Source organism: Psychrobacter sp. H25, assembly GCF_059076335.1.
In genome coordinates this window covers 2,370,900-2,389,008 of the sequence record NZ_JCACRV010000001.1, presented here as the reverse complement: position 1 = coordinate 2,389,008, position 18,109 = coordinate 2,370,900, and the positions used below count along the sequence as shown (strand labels likewise).

The window sequence follows — 18,109 nt, the reverse complement described above, 5'->3', positions numbered from 1 at the left end:
ACAAAGTAAAATATTATTGAAAATATTATTGTTACTTAATTGTACAGCCTATTCCTATTTACATAGAAAACATATAGAATGCGTGAAAGCTGAGTAGCTGTAACTGAGACTAGTTGGATTCTGAGAAATCTTGGAATTCAGCCTTTGTTGCTGCTACTGCTCATTTCATTTTTCCGGAGAAAACCTTATGAAACTTAAATTACTTGCTCTAGCTGGTATCATGACTGCAACTATGGGCTTAACTGCTTGTGATAGCAGCAAAGAAAACGCTGCTGAAGATCTATCTGACGCACAAGAAGAAGTGCAAGACGCATCTGAAGAGCTAAACGAAGCTGCTGCTGAAGGCGAAATGACTGCTGATGCTGAAGCTGCTGTTGTTGATGCTGAAGCTGACATCGCTGATGCACAAGCTGCTACTGCTACTGACGAAATGGACGCTGAAGTTCCTGTAGACGGTACGACTACTAGCATGGACGTAGCTAGCGAAACTGATACTGCTGCTGTTGAAGCTTCTGACGAAGTAGTAGTTGAAGAAGCTCAGTAATTTATTGTTCATACAATAGATACACTGTAGTAAAAAAAAGAGAGCATATGCTCTCTTTTTTTATGTCCAAATTATGGTGTTAATATCGCATGCTGTATCTAGTCTCGGCTGCTATAGCGATATCAGAACTATATATTATAACACTGATATAAAAGACCACAGTAGATGCTCTATAAAGTAATAATAAACGCTACTAGAGCATCATTTGAGCTCCTACTAAACAACACATCAAGTATCAAATAAACGCTCATCGACTTTTTGGCGAAACTTTTGTCCCGTTTTAAAAGTAACAACGCGGCGAGCAGATACAGCAACTGGCTCCCCTGTCTTTGGGTTACGACCGGGACGGCTGTTCTTATCTTTAAGCTCAAAGTTGCCAAAGCCTGATAGCTTGACCTCTTTGCCATCAATCAAACTATCTGACAGCTCATCAAAAAAGTTCTCTACCAAACAGCGGCCTTCTTGGCGTGTTAGGTTCAGGTGACTCATCAAGTGCTCAATCATGTCAGATTTGGTTAAGGTGCTCACAGTACGACTCCTATGCTATGTCGTGATGTCGAATATCATGGTTTAGCGGTATGAGGTTAAGAGTAGTCATTATAAAGGTTTTTTGACTGCTTTTTAACACAGTATGCATTAAAATCCTTTATTAATAACGACTTAACGTATTCTATAAACAAAAAAGGTTATAGATAATGGTTTTACGAATAACAATGCTCTATAGCCTAATAAGTAAAAGGCTATAGAGCACTGGGTGTTTTAAGTACTAAAAATTAGCTATCGCGTAACTGCGCTGAGTGCTGCTCTGTTAATGCCTGTACGACATTGTTCGTAGCAGTCTTTACAGCGTCATCAGATAGGGTCTGAGTACTGTCTTGCCATATCAATGCAAACGCCAATGAACGCTGACCTGTAGGCACGTTATCCCCTTGATACACATCGAACAGCCACAAATCAACCAACAAGTCCCCTGCCGCAGCTCTCACCGTTGACTCTAAGGTCTGCAAACTGATATCACTGTCAACTAAGATAGCAATATCACGGCGTACTTGTGGAAACTTACTTGGCGTGGTGATCGCATGCTGCTCACGAGCCATCGTTAATAGCGGTGCTAATGACAATTGAGCAACCCATGTCGTTGGCAAATCTAGTTGCTTTGCCGTACTTGGATGCAGCTGACCCAACCAACCGACGTATATATCATCGATATACAACTCAGCGCTTTGGCCAGGGTGCAAGAAGCTCAGCGTGCTACGCTCGTAGCGGATACGGGCGCTATCGATTTGTGCTGGTAATAGCTGCTCAACATCATGCTTTAGGTCATAGAAATCTAAGGCACGGTTTTGATACGCTTGCTCACTCCATATATCACCAACGGCAACTAAAGCAATGCTTGGCGTTTGTACCAACTCGCTAATACTTTGTCCAACAAAGCTAAGACCTGTCTCAAAAAAACGTACACGCGGCTGCTGACGATTCAAGTTGTATTGCACGCAAGGCAGTAGGCTCGATAGTAACGTACGACGCATCACAGCCAAATCACTAGAGATAGGATTTGCCAGTGCCAATACCTCCCCTAGCGCCTCATCATCAAGTAATGCTTCTAGTTTTGCATCACTAAAGCTAAAGCTGATAGCTTCCATATAGCCATTATCAACTAATGCCAGCTTCATCTGATGCGTCAAATCTGCAGTATCGTCATAATCCATGCTGACTTGCAAATGTGGCAATACGCTTGGAATATTGTCATAGCCATAGATACGAGCGATTTCTTCGATTAAATCCTCGCGGATACTCATATCAAAACGATAAGATGGCGGTATGCAAACCAGTTCATCACTCTGCTGCGTGACGTCAAAACCCAATTGAGTCAAGATACGTACCATCTCTGATGGCTCAATATCAATACCAATGACATCACGAACTTTTGCGATTGGCAATGTAATTGGCGCGCGTGCTGGGAGATGCTCGAGAGTCTCAACTGTTACTATTTGACCTGCTTCGCCGCCCGTGATGCTAGTGATCAGATCACAAGCACGTGCCAACGCCAGCTGTGGTAATTCAAAGTCGACGCCACGCTCAAAACGCTGCGAGGCATCAGTATGTAGACCAAAACGACGTGCGCGTGCAGCGATAGCAAGCTGATTAAAGAAAGCACTCTCTAACACAATGTTGGTGGTGCTATCCGTGACGCTACTGCGCTGTCCACCCATGATACCAGCTAAGGCCAAGGCACCTTTATCATCAGCAATGATGAGCTCATCACCCGTCAAGGTAACGGTTTGCTCATTGAGTAAAGTAAGGGTTTCAGACGGTTGTGCCAAACGTACAACGATATCACCGACGATGGTATCAGCATCAAACGCATGTAACGGTTGCCCCAACTCCATCAACACATAGTTGGTCACATCGACTAAAAAGCCATGCGAGCGTAGACCTGACTGTACCAACGCATCTCGCATCCATTTCGGCGTCTCAATGCTGCGATCGATATTGCTAATCGATTGTAACAAGTATCGAGGACATGCTTCTACTGCATCAACGGTTACCGCTGGTGTTGTGCCATTACTAGAAGCGACTATGTTGTCAGGAATCGCTGGTATTTGTACAGACAAATCATTGATGACTGAGATCTCACGAGCAATACCGCGAACGCTAAAGCAATCACCACGGTTTGGCGTGATAGAGATGTCCAGTATTTGATTATCCAGACCTAAGTATTCACGGATATCAGTACCGATTGGTGCATCTTCAGGCAACTCAAGCAAGCCATCGATGTCATCGACCAAGTCAATTTCAGAAGCGCCGCACAGCATGCCATTTGAGGCCACACCGCGTAGCTTGCTCTTTTTAATCTTAAAACCTTTGCTATCGTCACTTGGTAATACCGCACCGACAGTTGCAACGGGTACTTTCATACCGACGGTCACATTGGGCGCACCGCAGACGATTTGTAATGGCTCAGCAGCGCCGATATTTACCTGCGTCACACGCAGTTTATCTGCATCTGAATGCTGCTCAACACTGATGACTTCACCGATAACCACACCACTAAACTCACGGGCAACGGCATAACGATCATCAATCTCAAGCCCTGCCATGGTTAGCTGCTCGGCCAACTCTTCACTAGTATTGTTGGGATTTACCCATTGACGTAGCCACTGTTCGCTAATTTTCATAAATATCTCGGATCAGAATTTTATAATAAAGATGTTGGAGTAAAGCTTGGCAAATTAACTTGCTATATTAACAAGGGGCACTTTTATATCAACAAAAGCACTCTAGCCAAATTGCTTTAAGAAGCGCACGTCATTTTGGAAAAATAAACGTAAATCATCGATACCGTAATACAGCATCGCAAAGCGCTCGATACCCATACCAAAAGCAAAGCCAGTATATTTGTCGCTATCGATACCGCAGTTGGTCAATACTTGTGGGTGCACCATGCCGCAGCCCATTACCTCAAGCCATTTGCCGTTATCATCCAAGATATCTACTTCCGCAGACGGCTCAGTGAATGGGAAAAACGAAGGACGGAAGCGCACGGTTAGCTCTTTGGCAAAAAACGCTTCTAGAAACTCACTGATCAAACCCTTTAGCTCAGCAAACGTGCTCGACTCGGTAACCATAAGTCCCTCTAGCTGATGGAACATTGGTGAGTGGGTTTGGTCTGAGTCATTACGGTACACACGGCCAGGACAAATAATACGAATTGGTGGCTCGTTTTTTTCCATGGTACGGATCTGTACCGGACTGGTATGCGTACGTAATAGATAATGCGCATCAAAATAAAAAGTATCATGCATCGCACGTGCAGGATGATGCGAGGGAATGTTTAATGCTTCAAAGTTATAGTAATCACTCTCAACTTCAGGGCCGGTTGCGACATTAAAGCCTGCTTGAATAAAATACTGCTGCATGCGCTGAGTAATCATCGTTACTGGATGCAAATGACCTTTTTGACCACCGCGAGCGGGTAAAGTAACATCAATACTCTCACTCTCTAACTTGGCGTTGAGCGCAGCCACTTCTAATTGCTGCTGTTGATCAGTAAGTGCTTGCTGAATGCGACTACGCACTTGATGCAACCAGCCGCCATAGATCTTTTTATTATCGGCATCGAGTTTACCCATTTGCTTTGACCAACCTGTCAATGGGCTTTTTTTACCAGTCAATTGCACACGTAAGTCTTGTAGTGTACGCGCATCAGTTACTTGCACAATCAAAGCTTCAGCAGCACTCGCAAACTCAGTAAGTTGAGCCTCATTGAGCTCACTTAGCTCTGAAGACAAGGTCGGTAACGCCGACAAGTCGTTGGTAGCAGCAGGGTTAGTCATAAGACGCATTATTCCTGATTTAAACGGACAATTAATTGTAGGGATTTGACCAAATATTGCAAACCATTTATCCAGTTATATTCATATACAGAATGTACAGAGAGACTGGCTATTAGAATGGCTTGAATATTTAGTCGATGATAAGCGTATTTACTGTCGATACAGTCTCAACATCGATTAGGCATGGAATAATTTAATATAAAAAAAGCCACCGACCAGCGGTAGCTTCTATTAATATCATACTATTAATCAATATTAGTCCTATCCGTTTAGATAACTACTTATAAATAATTATTTAAAAGCATCATATCTAAAGGACGGTTAATATTTAGGCCAATTCCGCTTTTGCTTTTTCGACCAATGCTGTGAAAGTTGCTGCATCATGCATAGCGATGTCTGCTAGAACGCGACGATCGATTGCGATGTTTGCTTTTTTCATACCATTGATAAAGCGGCTATAGCTTAAGCCATTTAAGCGTGCACCAGCATTGATACGTGCGATCCAAAGACGACGGAAAGTACGTTTCTTGTTGCGACGGTCACGATAAGCATATTGACCAGCTTTGGTCACTGCCTGTACCGCTACGCGGTAAACACGTGAACGGGCACCGTAGTAGCCTTTTGCGCGCTTTAAGATTTTTTTGTGACGGCGATTTGCCTGTACACCACGTTTTACACGGGCCATAATTTACTCCAAGATTTTTTTGATCACTGTTAAGCGAGTGATGATGTTGTCAAATGACAAACACCATTGTCAGATTGCAAAGTCAAATATCATTTCATCAGATAATTTCTGATTAGATATAGATGACGGTAGGCTATTAGATGTATGGGCACATACGACGAACTGCTGCTTCGTCAGATTTATGCACTAACTTAAGACCACGCAACTGGCGAATACGCTTAGGTGATTTCTTGGTCAAAATATGGCTTTTGAATGCTTGCTTACGCTTGAAGCCATTCGCTGTTTTTTTGAAGCGTTTAGCTGCGCCGCTTCTGGTTTTCATCTTGTTTTTCATGATGATTTGCCTCTTTTTCTGTTTTAGAACCTGGTCGTCAAATAGTCATGCTGGCCAATTGTTATCATAAATAACAACCAAACCTCTATTTGCCTCGAGGTGGGAGGCGCTATTTTAGCAGATAGTGCGTTGTTTTGCCAAGTAAAGTTTTGGCTTGGCTCTGGTGAATAATAAAGACGGGTAGCCAATAGAATACAAGCCTTAACAGCACTGCCAAAAATTCCAATAAAATATCTAATTTGTCTCCAAATAGATTGAATGTCAGCTTAAGCTGTGCTTAAGTATGTACTGTATGTTTCCATGATACGCGTGCCATTGAATCAAGCGTATTTATCGCCTACATATAGCTGTACTATAAGGTCTTAATCACTGTAATACTACTCGCCTCTCGCATGATAGGTGGCGTAATCAATTACCATCACTTTAGGAGATAGTGTGTCAGAACAAGCGTTAGCATTTGAAGATGACTTATTCGTCTTTGAGACAGTGATGCGTGTGCGTCATACTGAGATTGACTTGGGACAGCATATGGCCGTTGAGTCTCTAACAGCACTCCTGTCTGAGGCACGTCTTAGATTCCTACAAGCCAAAGGTATTAAGGATATCAACGCAGAGCAACAGGGTTTGATTATTGATCAATTGCAGCTAGATATCATGAGCCGTATACGAGTGCGCGAAGAGCTTTTATTCGAAGTCGGTGTGGAGCCAATATATGACAATGGCGGTCACATAGTCATAAAGGTCACCCGTATGCATACTGGTGAAATCATGGCACAATCACGGCAGCACTTTGTCAATTATGACTTTAGCCTCAATAAAGTAGTCAAACTCGATAAGACGACCAAAGAAGCGCTGTATCCGCATTTATTTAGGCTGTAAAATAGTGGGCTATAGCGTACTTTTATTTTAATCAGTATTCATCTGATACAACTTGTCGAATCATCTCCTCGCATCCTTCATTACTTCACTCATAACATTGCTTCACTCATAAGTAGTATAATTGCTTATTGATCTTTTTCACCTTTTACCTATAAGACGATAGATTCATTATGACTTTACCTGCTTGGCTGACTGCCGTAACTTTTAACGATGATGGTTTGATTCCTGCGATTGCTCAAGATCACCAGTCAGGTCGTATCTTGATGATGGCTTGGATGAATAGCGACGCACTACAACTAACGGCACAAACAAAGACCGCCGTTTATTTTTCGCGCTCGCGTGCCAAATTATGGCACAAGGGAGAATTATCAGGTCATACGCAGACGGTGCATGATATTCGTCTAGACTGTGATGCTGACGTGATTGTCCTTAGTGTCACGCAAGCGGGCGGTATTGCCTGTCATACGGGCCGTGAATCTTGCTTTTATCAGCGTTTAGATTTATCTGGTCCAACGCCAGAGTGGCAAACGGTTGATAAGGTACTAAAAGACCCTGCTGATATTTATCATGCTACAAAAACTACTAACGATATGCCTGAAGGCAAGAAAGATGATACCCATGCTGATTCTGCTACTAACCAAGAGTCAGTTGATAAAGCCTCTGTACTACAACAGCTCGATCAAGTCTTAGCAGAACGAAAACAAGCCGATGCTGACAGTTCATACGTAGCCAGTCTATATGCCAAAGGCTTAAATAAGATATTAGAAAAAGTCGGTGAAGAAAGTACAGAGAGCATCATCGCTGCTAAGGATTTTGCTCACTGTGATAAAAGTAGGGATAAGGCGCAGTATGACGAGGCGCGTCACGAGCTAATATATGAAGTGGCAGATGTCTGGTTTCACACCCTAGTTGGACTGGCGTGGTTTGATATTGAGTCAGATGCTGTGTTGGGCGAACTGGGCAGACGTTTTGGGTTGTCAGGTATCGATGAAAAGGCTGCCAGATAGCACTTATGCAATAAGCATCACTTTTATTTGATTACTGTTGTTTTCATCTATTTGTAATAACTGCAGGTTATAATATATCTCTGTTTTATCTCGACTTATATGTCGATGCTTTTTGTTTGATACGTAAACCTTTTGTAACTGCAAAATATACATATAAAGACTGAAAACTAAGTCACAAAACCAAGTCACAAGGATACCGTTATGGGTAGTTTTTCTATTACACATTGGCTAATACTATTGGTTGTTGTCGTTGTCGTTTTTGGCACTTCAAAACTTAGAAATGCTGGCAAAGATTTAGGCGGTGCGGTTAAAGGCTTTAAAGAAGCGGTCAAAGACGAAAATACAGAACACGCCAAAAAACACGTGGTGCTTGATCACGACGGCACAGCCCATACCGAAGAGCGCACAGCAACCACCAAGGTTGATGATAAGCATAATGTATAGCATTTAGACAGTGACATCGGACCATTATGTTTGATATTGGGTTTTCTGAATTACTCCTCTTTGGCGTTATCGCTCTCATTGTCTTGGGCCCAGAAAAACTGCCGCAGGCAGCGCGTACGGCTGGGCAATGGTATGCCAAAATTCGTCGCACCGTCTCGACCTTACAGTCCGAGATAGAAGCAGAGTTGGATCTGGCTGAGACACGCCAACAAATGCAAAAAGAGCTTGCCAAAATTCGCGAAACCGAAGCTGATATGAGACGTGAGATGGCTGAGATGCGTGGCAACATGAAAGCTTTTGAAAGCTCACATAGTCCATCTTCAATGTCTGATGACGTCACAAATGATAGCAATAATGAAGAGAGTAAAGAAAACGGCACCCCTCATCGAAAATCAGCCACACCAAAAGCATTCGACTATCGTTATGCCACTGATACGCGCGAAGATACTTTAGAAGATAACCAACTATCTAAGAGTGACCACAGTAGCGATGACAGTGATAGGGTCGTTCCAATTACTCAAGTCATAAATACCCGGCCATGGGAAAACATGTGGTTTCGCCTCGGTGCTTATGACAAGGCAAGACGTTTACCGATTCCCCCATATGTACCAAATTATAAAGCCGATACTTTGCTAAATAACCCTATAGATATACAGACTTCTGACAACAAGCAGGAGACTGATTGATGCAATTATTCAAACGCAAAAAAAGCCGCCAAGAAAAAATCGCGCACTCAGACAGCCCTGCCAATATCACTGGTCAAGATACAGATACAGCAAACGATCCTAAAGACAAAGCAGCAGATGACGTGCTGAGCTCGTTGGGCGACATGCCCATTACCGAGCACCTAATCGAGCTGCGCCGGCATTTGATCAAAATATGCGTGGCTGTTTTAGTCATATTTTTGGCATTAGTCGGTTATTCACGTGAGCTTTATAATTTTTTGTCAGATCCGCTAGTTGCGCAGTTGCCCGCCAATTCAACGATGATTGCCACTGATATCACATCCAACTTTATGGCACCGATACGCCTGACGGTCTTCGTTGCTGCATTTTTGGCGATGCCCTATATCCTCTATCAAATTTGGTCATTTGTCGCGCCAGGCTTATACAAAAAAGAAAAGAAAATTGCTATTCCAGTCCTCCTGTCCTCGATATTTTTGTTTTATGCAGGTGTGGCCTTTTCTTATTTTATTGTCCTAAAAGGCGTCTTAAAATTCTTTATTTTGTTTGCCCCGCAAAACGTACTACCGATGACCGATATCGATAGTTATCTGAGTTTTGCCTTAAAACTATTTATGGTATTTGGCTTAACCTTTGAGATTCCCGTTGTCACTTTACTATTGATATTGGCTGGCATTGTCTCCATTCAAAGTCTAGAAGAAAAACGCCGTTATATCATTGTTGGCTGTTTTGCTGTGGCTGCCGTCGTCACGCCACCTGATGGGGTATCGATGTTGATGTTAGCCTTTCCAATGTGGCTGTTGTTTGAGCTTGGTTTATTTCTGGCAAAAATTTTGATAAAAGAAGAGACAAGCCCTAATCTGACATCAGCAGTCAAAAAATAGTCTCACCAGTGCCCTATTTGGATGTCCAATAGGTCCTAATTTAGATTAGAATGAGACTAGATACATAAAACTGTGCTGTAAACTGCTCACATATTTTCTTCTTGTCCCATCAGTAAGCTTAGCGCTTATTATCACGTTTTAGCACCATCATCATCTCTAAGCCATTGTTTATCCAATGGCTTTTTTTGCCCCTTGTGTTTTAATCATTTTTTGTACTTTAGGTAACTTTATTATGTCCGCATCGATGCCAGCTTATATGAGCGACCCCACTGATGAGCAGCTTGCCGCGCTGAATATGGCGATGGATCACAAGTCATTTAAAGTGGTCGCTTATGCAGGTGCTGGTAAGACAACGACCCTCAAGCTAATTGGGGAACGTTTACGTGGGCGCGGTCTATATTTGGCGTTTAACAAAGCCATTGCCAATGATGCACGGCAGAAGTTTCCGCCGCATGTAGAATGCCGTACGTTTCACTCGCTGGCCTATCGACATGTCGCTCGTGATATTACCGCAAAGCTGTCTTTGCCGCGCTTTTCACCCAAACGTCTGGGTGACGACTTGGGACTGCAGCCTGTGCAAGTACGTCGGCAAATGGATGGGGTCAATAGATATATTACGCTCACGCCAGCCAGGTTATCTCGGTTCGTCAGCGATGCGGTCAGTAATTTCTGTAGTACACATGCCAGCTACCCTGCGCCAAGGCATATCCTGTTCCCCAGTTGGCTCGATGCGTCGGACGCAGAGCAACTGCGTGAGATGCTCTACCCTGCTGTTGAGCAACGCTGGTTACAATCGATCGATGCGCGTCATCCTGCAGGTATCGGCCATGATATTTACCTTAAACTATGGGCGCTATCCAAGCCTAGTATCCCTGCGGATTTTATTTTGTTTGATGAAGCGCAAGATGCTGACCCCTTGATGATGGGCATTTTGACCCAGCAATCGAGACAAGTCATCTATGTGGGCGATGCGCATCAGCAGATTTATGAATGGCGCGGCGCGGTCAATGCCATGAAAAAACTGCCACTACCGCAGACATTATTGACGCAGTCCTTTCGCTTTGGTGAACCGATTGCAGAAGTGGCCAATACCTTGCTAAAAGCCCTACAAGAAGAGGTGCCACTAAAGGGCAATCCGAACAAACAGTCCTCTACCGATAAAGGCATGGTACATAGTAAAAAAGACGCTATTCTCTGTCGTACCAATGCCGCAGCGATGTCACAACTACTCACAGGGTTAAAGCACGGGCATCGCGTTGCGCTACAAGCAGATACCGATCGTATGCTCAAGTTCTGTCAGGCAGCCGAAAACTTAAAAAATGGTAAGTCGGCCTACGGTGTACCTGAGCTGGCTTATTTCTATAATTGGGGTGATGTGCAAGAGTACGCTGAAACCAATGAAGGCAGCGATTTGAAAACACTGGTCAAACTGGTCGATGACCACGGCACTAATGTACTCAGCCAAGCGGTCAACAGTCTCACCAGTATTGACAATGCGGACTATGTCATCTCGACCGCGCACAAAGCCAAAGGGCTCGAGTGGGGCAAAGTACAGCTCGATGATGACTTTTATTATGATGTGACCACTAATGCGGTCAAGATAAGCCCAGAGGAATTGCGCTTGCTCTATGTTGCCTGTACGCGCGCGCAGAGTAATTTAGACATTCACAATATTAAAGACTTGATCTCTGGATTACAGACAGGGAAAAAAGTGATTTTTGGGTCTTGAGCTCTTTTTAGTTTTTAAACCTTCTGTTGCCATATATCTAACTTCCCTTTTGTATATAAGCCAGAATCATCAGCATAGATTCCGTTCACCAGTTCATTTAAAGTCACTTGATTTAGCTCGCATCTAAAAGGCAGTTTTTTGTGCGACTGGCTGACGGCAGAAATTCTGATTTGTCCTGCTTGCTCATCGAACCATGCATAAAATAGCATTTCTGAAACACCACTTTTTCTATGATATAAATTAGCGCATTTACTAATAAACTCTATGACAGAATCTTCGCTCCACTCTACAAGTAGATCTTGGTTAAAGCCAAAGCTAACTATGTTTTGCGCTGCTTCCTGATGAATATCTTCAGCACATATCACTACCATGTCTTCTAACTCTGTTAACCACCTTCTAAACGTATTGTGCATATTTTATCCCAAGTAGCTAATCTGTTTTTAAAGTAGAGGATCTACTGTAGTAATTTTTGGTGCACTAGGGGATAGAATGCTAATACAGTCGTCTATTCCGATTACTAGATACTCTGTTAATAGGTCTTTTTCAAAATAACCTGTTACAAAGCCTTCTCGCTGTTTTTCTAAGTCGAACCAACCTCCATCGTTAACCTCCCATAGCCAACCGTTCGGGCAATCATCATTCCAAAATTCAACAAGGTTTCCATTATCTAATACTCTAAATCCAATAATATCAGTGAAATCGACGTACACCATTTGCCGTATTTCTTCAGTTGAAAAGAATAAAGACACTCTTAATAACCATGAATCATAACTTATATGATTAATTAACGGTACAACACTATAAAGCGGAATACTTTTGACTGACTCTACTCGTATTTCAGACATAATAAAGTCCTGTTTTAATTTATTAAGGACTATAATACTAGAATGAAATTATTTTACATTTATTAAAAACAGTCTTTTGAATATATGCCTCTATCAGAAAACCTATTTGCCAACCCCGTCCGCCTCCTCGCACCCATGGAAGGCTTGACCGATCCATTGATGCGCCAAATTCTAACGCAGATTGCATCAGATTTAGGGCGTCCTTATGATTGGTCAGTGAGTGAGTTTATTCGTATTACTCAGCATGTCTTGCCTGCGCATGTTTTCTATAGGTACGTCCCCGAACTCCATCATGATGCCAAGACCGCCTCTGGCACGCCCATCCATGTGCAGATTTTGGGTAGCGACGCGCAGCTGATGGCAGAAAACGCTGCTTATGCTTGCGAGCTTGGCGCACCTGCGATTGATATCAACTTCGGTTGCCCTGCCAAGACGGTCAATAGCCATCGTGGGGGTTCTGTATTGTTAGATGAACCCGAAACCATGTATCAGATTATCAGTGCAGTACGTCTGTCTGTGCCCGCGCATATTCCTGTATCAGCAAAGATTCGCTTGGGCTATACCGATACTAGCCGAATGGATGATATTCGCGGCGCGATTGCCGCAAGTGGCGCTGACTGGCTCACTATTCATGCCCGCACCAAGACCCAAGGCTATAAGCCGCCTGCCTATTGGGACAAAATCCAAAGTTTTAATGCGCTCGATATTCCAGTCATTGCCAACGGGGAAATATGGACAGCAGCGCAAGCAAATGACTGTATGACGCAGTCGGCAACGCATCATTTGATGTTAGGTCGCGGTGCAGTCACGCGTCCCGATCTGGTTGCACAGGTCGATAGCCATACTAATGCTAATGCTGAGAGCAATACTGAAAGTCTAGAGAATGCCTCTACATTGTTATGGCAAGATTTGATCGCCCATCAGATTAAGTTTTTGGAGGGCGCAGCAAAGAATGATGTGGTGTTGGTCGGTCGTTATAAGCAGTGGCTAGGTATGCTTACCAAAGGCTATGCTGAGGCGCAAACATTATGGGAAAGGATTAAAAGAGAAAAAAATAAAGCGGTGATTATTAGCGCACTACAAGCGAGTGTGCAAAAATAATCACCTAGTCATACGTGGCTTGCTTTATAAGTAACAATGGGCAGTGCTATACGCTGACTCGTATCGCTAAATAAAACAGCATTAGACAACATGCCATCGACAATACCCAGAGAATAGAGCGAAATGTCGATAAGTTGGTAATATAAGCGGTGCAGTAGCCAATCCTAATCATTACATACAACCAAGCCAATACATTAATAATAGACTGCGGTACAAAGAGTAGCATCGCTGTCAGTACAGCTGCTAAAAATACAGGTAAGGTTTCATAGCTGTTTTTTTGTGCGGCATCAGCGCGTGCAGCAATACCAGTAGTGCTTTGCATAAAGTCACGTGGATGCGCATTGTTTCTGATTCTAAATCCACCGGATATTTTTGCCACTAAAGATACTGCCCATGGCAGTAAACTTGCGGCTATCATCGCCCAGATAGCGGAGGCAACTTTATCAGAAACTAAGTCAAAGAGTGCACTGATCATTGTATAAGTCCCTAACCTGCAATCACTTCAAAATCGTGGGTAATGTTGACCCCACCTTCCACTAGCATACGGCTAGCAGAGCAGTATTTTTCTGCTGATAAATTAATGGCTTTTTCGACTTGTTTTTCTTTGACATCTTGACCCGTGACAATGAAATGCATATGGATATCAGTATAGACTGCTGGTACGGTCTCAGCGCGCTGGGCAGTTAGCTCACAACGTACATCCGTTACTGCTTGGCGTGATTTCTGTAAAATCTCTACGACATCGTAACTGGCGCATCCACCCAATCCTAGCAGGATCAGCTCCATCGGGCTTGAGCCTTTTTCTTTATCAGCATCAAGCTGTACGTTATGCCCTGATGGTGACACGCCCATAAAGGCTTTGTTTTCTTGCCATGTGACGCTTGCTTTTGATTCTGACATTGCAGATGCTCCTTACTTTGATTGGCATATTGCCTATTTTTATTGTTTGAAATATATAACACTTGGCTAGTGTAGCATAAGCCAAAGCAAGATTTTATAGAGCCATTGTTCTGCTACCGTGTCACGATGAGTAAATACACTACTCTTACTCTTCGATTTTTGATAAAGCTGTTATTTCGTAAACCTTTTGATTGTTTTGGAATAGTGCATTTGTCGCTGCTCATTACCACGCCTACAAAACCATTATCTTATAAACATACAAGAGTTCATTTATAAATAGTTGATTTTAAAAGGTAAAACTCGTGAAACATTTTATAGCAAAATACTGTTACACATTTTGCTTATTTCTTGGTTTAATAACGGTAATGAAACTCGTTTTAGGCAGATATCAATAACAATCACCTTATAATAATTACGATTGCTATTATGATTTGGATCTAGGACGAGCTATTTTTAAACAAATTAAAAGGTTTAGTCATGATAGATGCAGACGGCTTTCGCGCCAACGTCGGCATCATCTTGGCAAATACACAAGGGCAGGTTCTGTGGGCAAAACGTATTGGTCACAACGCTTGGCAATTTCCGCAGGGTGGTATCGACCGCGGGGAGACGCCGATGGATGCAATGTATCGCGAGCTCTGGGAAGAGGTCGGCTTACATCCGCGTCACGTAGACTTATTGGCAGTCACGCAAGACTGGTTGCGCTATCGTTTGCCAAAACGTTATGTACGTCATGGCCAGCACCCCTTGTGTATTGGGCAAAAACAAAAATGGTTTTTGCTACGCTTAGATGAGCCAAATACTCAACATATTCGCTTCGATGAAGGGAAGCCTGAATTTGACCATTGGCAATGGGTCAGTTACTGGTACCCACTCGGACAAGTAATTCACTTTAAACGAGGCGTTTATCGCCGTGCCTTGCAAGAATTGGTACGCGAACTCCCCCTAAAGCAAGAACTGATCATTCCTGAGCAGAATAACCATCTGCTTATGTAATGAGTTACTCAATAGTACGATGCAAAACACCCACTATAATAGCTAGAATTTTTAGCAATTACCGTGGGTGTTTTTTATGCTCCTAGACCTATACTCTCAAAACGCTATTGATGACTACTTTGGATTACCGTCAAATTCTCGGCTGATGATATCGGTCGTGAAATCTGCATCTCTATCTTTGCGTAATGTCAAAATGCTTTGAGTTCGCGTACCATAAGTTGGTGTGTTGGTTTTAACATCACCAAAAACTATTGGTTCAATATAAACAGAGGACAAGGTTTGCTCAATCTCAGTGCTCATACCTGTCTCTGGCAGCTGATCATCTGGTGCTTTGGTGTTATCCGATAGTACATCGAATGCCGCCGCTTGCCAGTATTCAGCCGAACTGTCCTCAGCAATCAATGGCAACACCTCTTGGCGCAGCCTGCCGCGCAGACGTTCTGTCTTAAACCAAGCTGATTCTGGCTGACCGTTAGATATGACATGCAGACCTGCATATAATGGCGTGGGTGCATGACCGCGATTATTAACGATGACAGCTTGAGTGGCGTCACCAATAATCAGGTTAAAGCCTGCATAGTTTTGCAAATCAATCTGCCGTGCAAATGTCATCGGACTAAGCATACTAGTCAAAAAATGGGTGACCAGCTCACCTCGTGAACGCTCATTAATACCTGCCTGCACACCATCACGAAAGTTCAATACTGCCGCCCAGCGTCCGTTCTGCTCATATATAACGCTTCCTTCTTTATCTGGCAGTGGCTGCTGATGAATGCCCAGCCAAGTCCCACCGCTTTGGCTATCACGTCCTGCATAAATAGGCTGGTCAGCCCACTGATGTAGCGGATCCGTCGGACGCTGTAAAAACTCATCGCGATTGGACAATAGTACTAAAGGTAGTTCGTCAAATAACTGCCAAGCAATGGCAACAATACACATAGCATTCCTTTTATTATTTTATGTTGGGCGCGAGATTTTCGGTAAAAATAAAAATCATCACTTAAAGCTGATTTACTAATCAAGCGCCGGTTATCAATTACCACTCAATATTTTATTAGCAGGGTAACTGATTTGAGACGTTGAGCGTATAACCTGTGACTGTTTACTCGGCAAGTCAAAATCCCACGCCACCATGCCTTGATTGTCATTCCAATTGCGATCAGTGATAGGCGGCGTGTGGGTGACTGTAACTTTCAGACTATCATCGCGGCTGATAGGCTCGCTACCTAGTACTTGCAAGCGTACAGCGCGGTTATGCTGGTTAGTAAATTGATAGGCTTGGGTAGTCGTTAAGGTTTGTGTGCGGCTTAGCACACCTTTTTCACCTTGCTTATCTTCGTTGATCAGCGCTTTCACGAGAATATTTGAATCACGGCCAAAACCAATCCCCTGCTCTTTTAGCATCTGATAATTATAGCGCGACTGTCCGACATAGTTGTCATCACGGTACAGCTGTAATGACCCATCCACCCACTCTGGCGTCAGAAATGGCGCTGATGCATACCAATACGCTGTCGTCTCAACGCTAGGGGTACTTCGAACCCACAGCTTACTGCCGCCAGACTGCTCGCCAATAACTGTGCGTACCCGTCTACCATCACTAGGGATACTCACCAGCTGCGCTAACCGATACTCGATGATACCGTTTTTGTTCTGGCTACTGACCGTAAAGTTCGGTAGCGGCGCCATATTTGGCGAGCTAGAGTCGTCGCTATAGCTCTCTCTTGCAGACACGACTACAGGCGTGTTATCCGCCATAGCTGATGCATACTGAGCATTTTGGTTTTCTTCATATAGCGATAGGCGCGGTACATATGGCAGTTGTCCTGTCGCACTTTGGTTGGGATTAGCGGTACTGAGAGTGACAGGTACGTTGGTCCAGTTCTCACCCGTTTGCTGGGCGATGATCGCCGAGGCGGTGAGACTCAACTGATCACTATTGGTGTTGAGACGCGCCTGATACGTAGGCTCCCAACCTGCACCCTGTACTTGATAGTGCAATTTAACGCTACTTGGCAAGCGACTGGCAGTGCGCACACTTACCTGTGTCACATCATTGGAGGTTGACGTTGCGCTGCCCGCCATCAGCTGATTCAGTGCGTCTTGGGCACTTGCCTGTCGCCGCTCAATATTAAAAATCTTTTGGTTAATGCGGGTTGCTTGCGCTTCTATGTCGCGTGCGTTATTTGCAATCGTACTCGCTGTGTTGACTTGCGTGGCTTTAGTCAAATTTTGTAAGTATGCTTTTGCCAAGCGCGCCGCTTCTAATTCAGCATTGATACTGGCTAGAGTGTTTTGCTGCGTCTGCACTTTAGTATCGCCTTGGTATTGGCATTGGGCGGCTTGCTCTCCACTCAACGCTTCAATACTGATTTCACCAATATTGACATTACCTATTGCCTGTACGCTTAGACTTTCTTTATCTATATAAGGTGACAGGCAAGAGAATATCACGGTTTGCTCGCCACTCTCTGTGATAGGCAACGAACGTGTGACACTTGCCAGTCCCTGATAGATAGTCACTTGCTCGACGCTACTGATAGCTGCTTGTGCACTAGATATACCCCATACTGCACTGCTACCGCATATCACTGGCAGGACATTGAGCCGCGTCATTCGAGCGAACGCAGACAATATACTGGTACGATCATTTGAGACAGACCAGTGTGTTAGGTGGACATTCATACGTCATTCCTCAAAATGAAATTATCCTAGCGTCACCGTCAGTCTTATATCAGATA

The 18,109-nt window shown here is 43.7% G+C and carries 20 protein-coding genes; 9 read left to right on the top strand and 11 right to left on the bottom strand.

Features of this window, described 5'->3' with window-relative positions:
* Positions 1-187 precede the first annotated feature (187 nt).
* Complete coding sequence (locus AC5JPO_RS09750; RefSeq protein WP_443526675.1) at positions 188-544, top strand: hypothetical protein; 357 nt, start codon at positions 188-190, stop codon at positions 542-544.
* 228 nt (positions 545-772) lie between these two features.
* Here the strand turns inward: AC5JPO_RS09750 and AC5JPO_RS09745 are convergent, their stop codons facing one another.
* The 5 genes from AC5JPO_RS09745 to rpmI form a co-directional block, all read right to left on the bottom strand.
* The gene (locus AC5JPO_RS09745) at positions 773-1,072 is read right to left on the bottom strand and encodes an integration host factor subunit alpha (RefSeq protein ID WP_058023539.1); all 300 of its coding nucleotides are present in this window, start codon (positions 1,070-1,072) and stop codon (positions 773-775) included.
* A 245-nt stretch (positions 1,073-1,317) separates the two neighbouring features.
* Positions 1,318-3,723, bottom strand: coding sequence for a phenylalanine--tRNA ligase subunit beta (gene pheT / locus AC5JPO_RS09740; protein ID WP_443526676.1), 2,406 nt, complete (start codon positions 3,721-3,723; stop codon positions 1,318-1,320).
* Positions 3,724-3,825: 102 nt separating this feature from the next.
* A complete protein-coding gene (pheS, locus tag AC5JPO_RS09735) occupies positions 3,826-4,881 on the bottom strand; it encodes a phenylalanine--tRNA ligase subunit alpha (RefSeq protein ID WP_443526678.1) in 1,056 nt (351 codons plus the stop codon).
* Between the two features lie 328 nt (positions 4,882-5,209).
* Complete coding sequence (gene rplT, locus AC5JPO_RS09730) at positions 5,210-5,566, bottom strand: 50S ribosomal protein L20 (protein WP_011281252.1); 357 nt, start codon at positions 5,564-5,566, stop codon at positions 5,210-5,212.
* Positions 5,567-5,702: 136 nt separating this feature from the next.
* On the bottom strand, positions 5,703-5,900 hold the full coding sequence (gene rpmI / locus AC5JPO_RS09725) for a 50S ribosomal protein L35 (protein ID WP_011514608.1): 198 nt from the start codon (positions 5,898-5,900) through the stop codon (positions 5,703-5,705).
* A 435-nt stretch (positions 5,901-6,335) separates the two neighbouring features.
* Here rpmI and AC5JPO_RS09720 point away from each other — a divergent pair, with 435 nt between their 5' ends.
* The 6 genes from AC5JPO_RS09720 (at position 6,336) to AC5JPO_RS09695 (ending at position 11,526) form a co-directional block, all read left to right on the top strand.
* Positions 6,336-6,779, top strand: a complete 444-nt coding sequence (locus AC5JPO_RS09720) for an acyl-CoA thioesterase (RefSeq protein ID WP_319051604.1) — start codon at positions 6,336-6,338, stop codon at positions 6,777-6,779.
* 170 nt (positions 6,780-6,949) lie between these two features.
* Positions 6,950-7,786: a bifunctional phosphoribosyl-AMP cyclohydrolase/phosphoribosyl-ATP diphosphatase HisIE gene (hisIE, locus tag AC5JPO_RS09715; RefSeq protein WP_443526680.1), complete on the top strand. Its 837-nt coding sequence runs from the start codon at positions 6,950-6,952 to the stop codon at positions 7,784-7,786.
* Between the two features lie 201 nt (positions 7,787-7,987).
* Positions 7,988-8,230 carry a Sec-independent protein translocase subunit TatA gene (gene tatA, locus AC5JPO_RS09710; RefSeq protein WP_319051606.1) on the top strand — a complete coding sequence of 81 codons (243 nt, stop codon included), beginning with the start codon at positions 7,988-7,990 and terminating at the stop codon, positions 8,228-8,230.
* Positions 8,231-8,256: 26 nt separating this feature from the next.
* Positions 8,257-8,916 (top strand): Sec-independent protein translocase protein TatB, encoded by a 660-nt coding sequence (tatB, locus tag AC5JPO_RS09705; protein WP_443526682.1) that lies wholly within the window; start codon positions 8,257-8,259, stop codon positions 8,914-8,916.
* Positions 8,917-9,059: 143 nt separating this feature from the next.
* Complete coding sequence (gene tatC, locus AC5JPO_RS09700) at positions 9,060-9,797, top strand: twin-arginine translocase subunit TatC (protein ID WP_443526818.1); 738 nt, start codon at positions 9,060-9,062, stop codon at positions 9,795-9,797.
* A 232-nt stretch (positions 9,798-10,029) separates the two neighbouring features.
* Positions 10,030-11,526, top strand: a complete 1,497-nt coding sequence (locus tag AC5JPO_RS09695) for a UvrD-helicase domain-containing protein (RefSeq protein ID WP_443526684.1) — start codon at positions 10,030-10,032, stop codon at positions 11,524-11,526.
* Between the two features lie 14 nt (positions 11,527-11,540).
* On the opposite strand, the gene AC5JPO_RS09690 is transcribed toward AC5JPO_RS09695, so the two are convergent.
* Together AC5JPO_RS09690 and AC5JPO_RS09685 are read right to left on the bottom strand one after the other, a co-directional pair.
* Complete coding sequence (locus tag AC5JPO_RS09690) at positions 11,541-11,939, bottom strand: hypothetical protein (protein WP_443526686.1); 399 nt, start codon at positions 11,937-11,939, stop codon at positions 11,541-11,543.
* A 27-nt stretch (positions 11,940-11,966) separates the two neighbouring features.
* Entirely contained in the window at positions 11,967-12,371 is a 405-nt protein-coding gene (locus AC5JPO_RS09685) for a hypothetical protein (RefSeq protein ID WP_443526687.1), read from the bottom strand.
* A gap of 84 nt (positions 12,372-12,455) precedes the next feature.
* Here AC5JPO_RS09685 and AC5JPO_RS09680 point away from each other — a divergent pair, with 84 nt between their 5' ends.
* Positions 12,456-13,472, top strand: coding sequence for a tRNA dihydrouridine synthase (locus tag AC5JPO_RS09680; RefSeq protein WP_443526689.1), 1,017 nt, complete (start codon positions 12,456-12,458; stop codon positions 13,470-13,472).
* A 46-nt stretch (positions 13,473-13,518) separates the two neighbouring features.
* On the opposite strand, the gene AC5JPO_RS09675 is transcribed toward AC5JPO_RS09680, so the two are convergent.
* Together AC5JPO_RS09675 and AC5JPO_RS09670 are read right to left on the bottom strand one after the other, a co-directional pair.
* Positions 13,519-13,947, bottom strand: coding sequence for an MAPEG family protein (locus tag AC5JPO_RS09675; protein WP_319051611.1), 429 nt, complete (start codon positions 13,945-13,947; stop codon positions 13,519-13,521).
* A gap of 11 nt (positions 13,948-13,958) precedes the next feature.
* Positions 13,959-14,372, bottom strand: a complete 414-nt coding sequence (locus AC5JPO_RS09670; RefSeq protein WP_443526690.1) for an OsmC family protein — start codon at positions 14,370-14,372, stop codon at positions 13,959-13,961.
* Positions 14,373-14,849: 477 nt separating this feature from the next.
* On the opposite strand from AC5JPO_RS09670, the gene AC5JPO_RS09665 reads away from it, so the two are divergent.
* Positions 14,850-15,368 (top strand): RNA pyrophosphohydrolase, encoded by a 519-nt coding sequence (locus tag AC5JPO_RS09665; protein WP_057761956.1) that lies wholly within the window; start codon positions 14,850-14,852, stop codon positions 15,366-15,368.
* Positions 15,369-15,482: 114 nt separating this feature from the next.
* On the opposite strand, the gene AC5JPO_RS09660 is transcribed toward AC5JPO_RS09665, so the two are convergent.
* Both AC5JPO_RS09660 and AC5JPO_RS09655 read right to left on the bottom strand, forming a co-directional pair.
* Positions 15,483-16,307 carry an NRDE family protein gene (locus AC5JPO_RS09660; RefSeq protein WP_443526691.1) on the bottom strand — a complete coding sequence of 275 codons (825 nt, stop codon included), beginning with the start codon at positions 16,305-16,307 and terminating at the stop codon, positions 15,483-15,485.
* Between the two features lie 93 nt (positions 16,308-16,400).
* Positions 16,401-18,053 (bottom strand): DUF4139 domain-containing protein, encoded by a 1,653-nt coding sequence (locus AC5JPO_RS09655; protein ID WP_443526692.1) that lies wholly within the window; start codon positions 18,051-18,053, stop codon positions 16,401-16,403.
* Positions 18,054-18,109 lie beyond the last annotated feature (56 nt).

Bases quoted from the DNA above. Each gene is read 5' to 3' on its own strand.
- AC5JPO_RS09655 (WP_443526692.1), bottom strand. From the start codon at position 18,053: ATGAATGTCCACCTAACACACTGGTCTGTCTCAAATGATCGTACCAGT.
- AC5JPO_RS09685 (WP_443526687.1), bottom strand. From the start codon at position 12,371: ATGTCTGAAATACGAGTAGAGTCAGTCAAAAGTATTCCGCTTTATAGT.
- rpmI (WP_011514608.1), bottom strand. From the start codon at position 5,900: ATGAAAAACAAGATGAAAACCAGAAGCGGCGCAGCTAAACGCTTCAAA.
- AC5JPO_RS09670 (WP_443526690.1), bottom strand. From the start codon at position 14,372: ATGTCAGAATCAAAAGCAAGCGTCACATGGCAAGAAAACAAAGCCTTT.
- AC5JPO_RS09690 (WP_443526686.1), bottom strand. From the start codon at position 11,939: ATGCACAATACGTTTAGAAGGTGGTTAACAGAGTTAGAAGACATGGTA.
- AC5JPO_RS09665 (WP_057761956.1), top strand. From the start codon at position 14,850: ATGATAGATGCAGACGGCTTTCGCGCCAACGTCGGCATCATCTTGGCA.
- AC5JPO_RS09695 (WP_443526684.1), top strand. From the start codon at position 10,030: ATGTCCGCATCGATGCCAGCTTATATGAGCGACCCCACTGATGAGCAG.
- AC5JPO_RS09750 (WP_443526675.1), top strand. From the start codon at position 188: ATGAAACTTAAATTACTTGCTCTAGCTGGTATCATGACTGCAACTATG.
- hisIE (WP_443526680.1), top strand. From the start codon at position 6,950: ATGACTTTACCTGCTTGGCTGACTGCCGTAACTTTTAACGATGATGGT.
- tatC (WP_443526818.1), top strand. From the start codon at position 9,060: ATGCCCATTACCGAGCACCTAATCGAGCTGCGCCGGCATTTGATCAAA.
- pheS (WP_443526678.1), bottom strand. From the start codon at position 4,881: ATGACTAACCCTGCTGCTACCAACGACTTGTCGGCGTTACCGACCTTG.
- AC5JPO_RS09675 (WP_319051611.1), bottom strand. From the start codon at position 13,947: ATGATCAGTGCACTCTTTGACTTAGTTTCTGATAAAGTTGCCTCCGCT.
- rplT (WP_011281252.1), bottom strand. From the start codon at position 5,566: ATGGCCCGTGTAAAACGTGGTGTACAGGCAAATCGCCGTCACAAAAAA.
- tatA (WP_319051606.1), top strand. From the start codon at position 7,988: ATGGGTAGTTTTTCTATTACACATTGGCTAATACTATTGGTTGTTGTC.
- pheT (WP_443526676.1), bottom strand. From the start codon at position 3,723: ATGAAAATTAGCGAACAGTGGCTACGTCAATGGGTAAATCCCAACAAT.
- tatB (WP_443526682.1), top strand. From the start codon at position 8,257: ATGTTTGATATTGGGTTTTCTGAATTACTCCTCTTTGGCGTTATCGCT.
- AC5JPO_RS09680 (WP_443526689.1), top strand. From the start codon at position 12,456: ATGCCTCTATCAGAAAACCTATTTGCCAACCCCGTCCGCCTCCTCGCA.
- AC5JPO_RS09660 (WP_443526691.1), bottom strand. From the start codon at position 16,307: ATGTGTATTGTTGCCATTGCTTGGCAGTTATTTGACGAACTACCTTTA.